Origin of the sequence: Mesorhizobium sp. M7A.F.Ca.ET.027.03.2.1 (assembly GCF_003999175.1) — a bacterium.
Taxonomy (GTDB): domain Bacteria; phylum Pseudomonadota; class Alphaproteobacteria; order Rhizobiales; family Rhizobiaceae; genus Mesorhizobium.
Window position 1 is genome coordinate 1 of sequence record NZ_RZOM01000402.1, and the last position, 5,017, is coordinate 5,017.

A 5,017-nucleotide genomic window follows, 5' to 3' on the forward strand; every position below is an offset into this window, starting at 1 on the left:
GGCCAGGAGCGCGTTCATGCCGAGCTCCTTCAGCTGTGCGGCATCGAGCATTTCGATGTCTATGCCGGCTTCACGCAACGGCTCCAGATGATCATGGAAATTGTCGGGGTGGAGATGGTTTGGCGGCAGGTTGACCAGGGTGCGTGCATATTCCACGCCGTCGGCGATGGCATTGATCCGCGTCAACGCCGCGGTCAGTTCCGGGCCGCCGGCCCCGACCAGTTTCACCCGCAAGGTTCGATCCGCTCCCGCCCCTTGCCGCCGGTTGCGCATGTCGAAACGATAGCGCCGCAGCCGCATGCCGAGCGCGACGCGCGCCAGGATTTCGGCACCGGACAGCTCAACGCCGGCGATGGGGTCCAAAACCAGGGTAGCCGCGCATTCCCCCTTGCCCTCCAGATGCGCGGCAAGCAGACCGCCGGCGCGCGCCAATGACAGGGCGGTTACGGCTTCAGCTTTGCCCAAGGCCAGGACGATCACGCGCTTGGTCGATACTGTTTGCGGGGCGATGAGATCGATGCAGGTGCCGGATTCGGCCAAGGCGGCCGGGTCGGAGCAAGCACGTGACACGATCCCGCTCATCTCAGCGTCCAGAGCCGCTGCCCGGGGACCAAAGCCTGGTTGGGCAGTTTGCAAAATCACGACGACGGAGGTTTCCGCGGAAATCTCGTCCGCAGCTTCGAAGACCGGCGCTGGCGATTGAGGCATAGGCTGGCGCTCTCTCCAATTGCGGCGATACCGAGCAAAGCTTCGCTCTCCACCGGTGAGACTGGTCAAGCCGGTCTCAGCCGTCGATGGTATAGTGCCGGTCCCCAAACAGTCGCTTTCTTGAGACGACTTAATTGCTCTTGTCTTCTGGGTATCCCCTAAGGGGGCAGGCGATCAAACGCGAATTCTGCCCATGTCGATTGACAAAAACTCAACTGACAATTCATGATCGGCCAATGGCCCTTCCCTCACTCAATGGCATGCGCGCTTTCGAGGCCGCCGCTCGCCTCGGCAGCGTCAAGGACGCGGCGGAAGAACTGCATCTGACACCCTCGGCTGTCAGCCGCCACATCCGCGCGCTTGAACGAAATCTTGGCCAGGACCTGTTCGAACGCGGTTTTCGCCAGATAACGCCAACCATCAGGGGCTCCTACTATGCGCGCAGCCTCTCGGAGGCGTTCGAAGCCATCTGGCGCGCCACCGATGACGTCAGCCTCTCGGACGGCTCGCGCCACGGCAAGATCCAACGGGTCCGGGTCTTGTGCGTGCCCACCGTTCTGAACCTTTGGCTGGCGGACCGGTTGCCGAACTTTCGCCGGTTGCATCCGTCGGTGGATTTGGAGATCTCCACTTCAGGCAAGCGCGCCAACTTCGATTTGGCCATTGTCGACGAGTTCGTCTACAAGGCCGGCCCGGCTTTGACGCTGCTGATCCCGCTGCTTTTGACCCCGGTCTGTGCGCCTTCGCTTTTGGAGGGGCCTGTGCCGCTGCGATCGCCGGCCGATCTGGTCAATCATCATCTGATCCATGAATGCGAAACCATGAGATGGAAGCGTTGGCTGGAGCAGGAAGGCGTTCTGGAAACGACGCCAAAATCCAGCACAACACTCGATGATTGTACGCTCATCATGCGCGAAGCGATCAATGGCGCCGGAATAGCGCTTGCGGACACGATCATGGCGCAAGATTTTCTACAGCAAGGCAAACTGGTCGCGCCGTTCCATGTCCGTCACACCTATCCGGCCGGCATTTACCTGCATCAGCGTCGCAGCATCGGCAACAAACCAGGCACCGGCCTGTTTCAGGATTGGCTGCTCGCTGAAGTCGCGGACCACAAGCAGGTGATGGCCATCGCTTAGATGGCGCCGACCGAAGATGTCGGCAGCCACCGTTTCAGATTGGAATCCCAGCGTCGAACTTCGAATCATCCGTGCCGGGTTCAGCGCTGACCCACCATCGCCTTGCATCGATAATCGCAGTTCTCATTGAATATCTTTAAGGCCAAAGCCGGCAAATAGGTTGCTTGTCGGTTCCCCTGCGGCAGGCTTAACCTGCACGCGGTCAACGCGTGAGGGCGCGTGCTGCAAAAGGGGAACATTGCCATGACGATACAGGGTGCTTCACCTGATCTGTACAACGAGGATCTGGCTCCGGCCAAAGTTCGAAACTGGGGACCATTCTCGATCTTCAACGTCTGGACATCGGACGTCCACAGCCTTTGGGGCTACTATCTTGCCGCCAGTCTGTTCCTGTTTTGCGGCGGCTTCGTCAATTTCATCATCGCCATCGGCATCGGATCGCTGATCATCTATGTGCTGATGAACATGGTCGGCTATGCCGGCGTGAAGACGGGCGTGCCCTACCCCGTGCTTGCCCGCGCCTCTTTCGGCATCTGGGGCGCCAACATACCGGCACTGGTGCGCGCCATCGTCGCCTGTTTCTGGTACGGCGCGCAGACGGCCGCCGCCTCGGGCGCGATCGTGGCGCTGCTGATCCGCACACAATGGTTCGCCGATTTCAACGCCAGCACGCATTTCCTCGGCCATACCGGCCTGGAGGTGATCTGCTTCGTGGTCATCTGGGGGCTGCAACTGCTGATCATCCAGAACGGCATGGAAACGGTGCGCCGCTTCCAGGACTGGGCCGGCCCCGCGGTTTGGGTGATGATGCTGATCCTGGCGATCTATCTCTGCGTCAAATCCGGGAGATTTGCCTTCACCAGCGATATCCCGATGGACGTGCTGCTGGACAAGACGAAGGACGCGGGCGTGCCGGGCACGCCGGGATCGTGGACCTCGCTGTTTGCGGTGGCGGCAATCTGGGTCACCTATTTCTCGGCGCTCTATCTCAACTTCTGCGATTTCGCCCGTTACGCGCCGGACAAGGCATCGCTGCGCAAGGGCAACATCTGGGGCCTGCCGATCAACCTGATCCTGTTTTCGCTGGTCGCCGGCGTCACCACCATTGCCGCCTTTGATGTCTATGGCGAGGTGCTGCTGCATCCCGACCAGATCTCGGCGAAATTCGACAGCTGGTTCCTGGCAGCGCTCGCAGCCTTGACCTTTGCCGTGGCAACCCTCGGCATCAACGTGGTGGCAAACTTCGTCTCGCCGGCCTTCGACTTCTCCAACGTCTTTCCCAGGCAGATCGACTTCAAGAAGGGCGGCTATATCGCGGCCGTGATTGCCCTGCTGCTTTACCCCTTCGCGCCGTGGGAAGGCAGTGCCGCTTCCTTCGTCAACATCATCGGCGCGACAATGGGGCCGATCTTCGGCGTGATGATGGTCGACTACTACCTGATCCGGAAGGGCGAGGTCGACGTCGAGGCGCTTTATCGCGAGGACGGCGAGTTCCGTTTCCAGGGCGGCTGGCACGTCAACGCCTTCATCGCCGCCGGCATCGGCGCCATCTTCTCGTCGATCCTGCCCAACTTCACCAACTGGCTGCCGTCCTGGTGGGGCGTCTATGGCTGGTTCTTCGGGGTGGCGATCGCCGGCATTATCTACTACGTGCTGCGCACCGCCGCCCTTGGCGCAGGCGCCAAGACCGCGAAAGCCTGACGAGCATCATCAGGGGCGGCGCAAAGCCGCCCCAACTACCCGATCATCTCGGCCAATTTGCGCACCGTGTTCCAGTTGCGCGACGTGCCGATGCCCATGCGCTTGTGGTTCATTGCCGCGAGCAGCCGCGAACTTGGCCTCTCTCGCGAAAAGACGACCCAGATGTCGCCGCCGAGCGAAGTCACTTTCTCGTCCTCGGCGGCATAGGCCTGCAGTGCCGTCACGGCCTGCTCGGGTGCAGGCTTACGCATCACGCGCACCGCCACCTGATCCGCGGTCGCATTCGATTCCATCGGAAACGGATTGCCGGCGGCAAGCTTCAGCCAGTCCTCGGCACCGCGCACGATGATATCGACATGGCGGCCGAAGGTTTTTTCGAAGGCTGCCTCCAACCACTGTTCGAGGTCGGCGATATCAGTTGCCGGTGCCTCGAAGACCAGATTGCCCGTCGCCACCAGCGTGCGCGGGTTGTTCAGCCCGAGCTCTTCGGCCATGGCCTTGAGGTCGGCCATGACGACCCGTCGCCCCTCAGCCAGGATGATGCTGTAAAGCAGTGCGACATAGGTCTGCATTGCCGCCCGACCTGATCGCTACACCAGCCGGCTCTGCTCCACGGCCGCCTCGATGAAACTGGCGAACAGCGGATGCGGCTCGAGCGGCCGGCTTTTCAGTTCCGGATGATACTGCACGCCGATGAACCACGGATGGTCCGGGTATTCGACCGTTTCCGGCAACACGCCGTCGGGCGACATACCGGCAAACACCAGGCCGCAATCCTCGAGCCGCTCCTTGTAGTCGACATTGACCTCGTAGCGGTGGCGATGGCGCTCGAAAATCTGTGTGTCGCCATAGATCTCGGCGATCTTGGAGCCCTTGGCGAGCTCGGCCTGATAGGCGCCGAGCCGCATCGTGCCGCCGAGATCGCCGGTTTCGCGGCGCTTCTCCAGCATGTTGCCTGTCAGCCATTCGGTCATCAGGCCGACCTCCGGTTCCTCGGTCGGACCAAACTCGGTCGAAGACGCATGTTCGACGCCGGCCAGCGACCGCGCCGCCTCGATGCAGGCCATCTGCATGCCGAAGCAGATGCCGAAATACGGCACCTTGCGCTCACGCGCGAACTTCGCCGCCAGGATCTTGCCTTCCGCACCGCGCTCGCCAAAGCCGCCTGGGACCAGGATGCCATGCACCTTTTCCAGCCAGGGCGTCGGATCCTCTTTTTCGAAGATCTCCGATTCGATCCAGTCGAGCTTGACCTTGACGTGGTTGGCAAGGCCGCCATGCGAGAGCGCCTCGATCAGAGATTTGTAGGCGTCCTTGAGGCCGGTATATTTGCCGACAACGGCGATGGTGACCTCGCCTTCCGGATTGTGGATGCGGTTGGATACCGCCTGCCACGGCTCCATGCGCGGCTTCGGCGCCGGATCGATGCCGAAGGCGGCCAGCACTTCCGAATCGAGCCCTTCCTTGTG

At 61.5% G+C, this 5,017-nt stretch carries 5 protein-coding genes; 2 read left to right on the plus strand and 3 right to left on the minus strand.

Going from position 1 to position 5,017, the window contains the following annotated elements; translation table 11 throughout:
- The coding region (locus EN750_RS18145) for a M17 family peptidase N-terminal domain-containing protein (RefSeq protein ID WP_281062307.1) at positions 1 to 777 on the minus strand (777 nt) is incomplete at its 3' end.
- A gap of 167 nt (positions 778 to 944) precedes the next feature.
- Between EN750_RS18145 and EN750_RS18150 the strand changes: the two genes are divergently transcribed.
- A complete protein-coding gene (locus EN750_RS18150; RefSeq protein WP_127397238.1) occupies positions 945 to 1,847 on the plus strand; it encodes a LysR family transcriptional regulator in 903 nt (300 codons plus the stop codon).
- A gap of 243 nt (positions 1,848 to 2,090) precedes the next feature.
- Complete coding sequence (locus EN750_RS18155) at positions 2,091 to 3,548, plus strand: NCS1 family nucleobase:cation symporter-1 (RefSeq protein WP_127268714.1); 1,458 nt, start codon at positions 2,091 to 2,093, stop codon at positions 3,546 to 3,548.
- Positions 3,549 to 3,583: 35 nt separating this feature from the next.
- Here the strand turns inward: EN750_RS18155 and EN750_RS18160 are convergent, their stop codons facing one another.
- Entirely contained in the window at positions 3,584 to 4,120 is a 537-nt protein-coding gene (locus tag EN750_RS18160) for a DUF1697 domain-containing protein (protein ID WP_127268715.1), read from the minus strand.
- Between the two features lie 18 nt (positions 4,121 to 4,138).
- The coding region (locus tag EN750_RS18165; protein WP_127397239.1) for a CTP synthase at positions 4,139 to 5,017 on the minus strand (879 nt) is incomplete at its 5' end.

What these genes read in the sequence shown, in the direction of transcription:
- EN750_RS18160 (WP_127268715.1), bottom strand. Translation starts at nt 4,120, where the DNA reads ATGCAGACCTATGTCGCACTGCTTTACAGCATCATCCTGGCTGAGGGG.
- EN750_RS18150 (WP_127397238.1), top strand. Translation starts at nt 945, where the DNA reads ATGGCCCTTCCCTCACTCAATGGCATGCGCGCTTTCGAGGCCGCCGCT.
- EN750_RS18155 (WP_127268714.1), top strand. Translation starts at nt 2,091, where the DNA reads ATGACGATACAGGGTGCTTCACCTGATCTGTACAACGAGGATCTGGCT.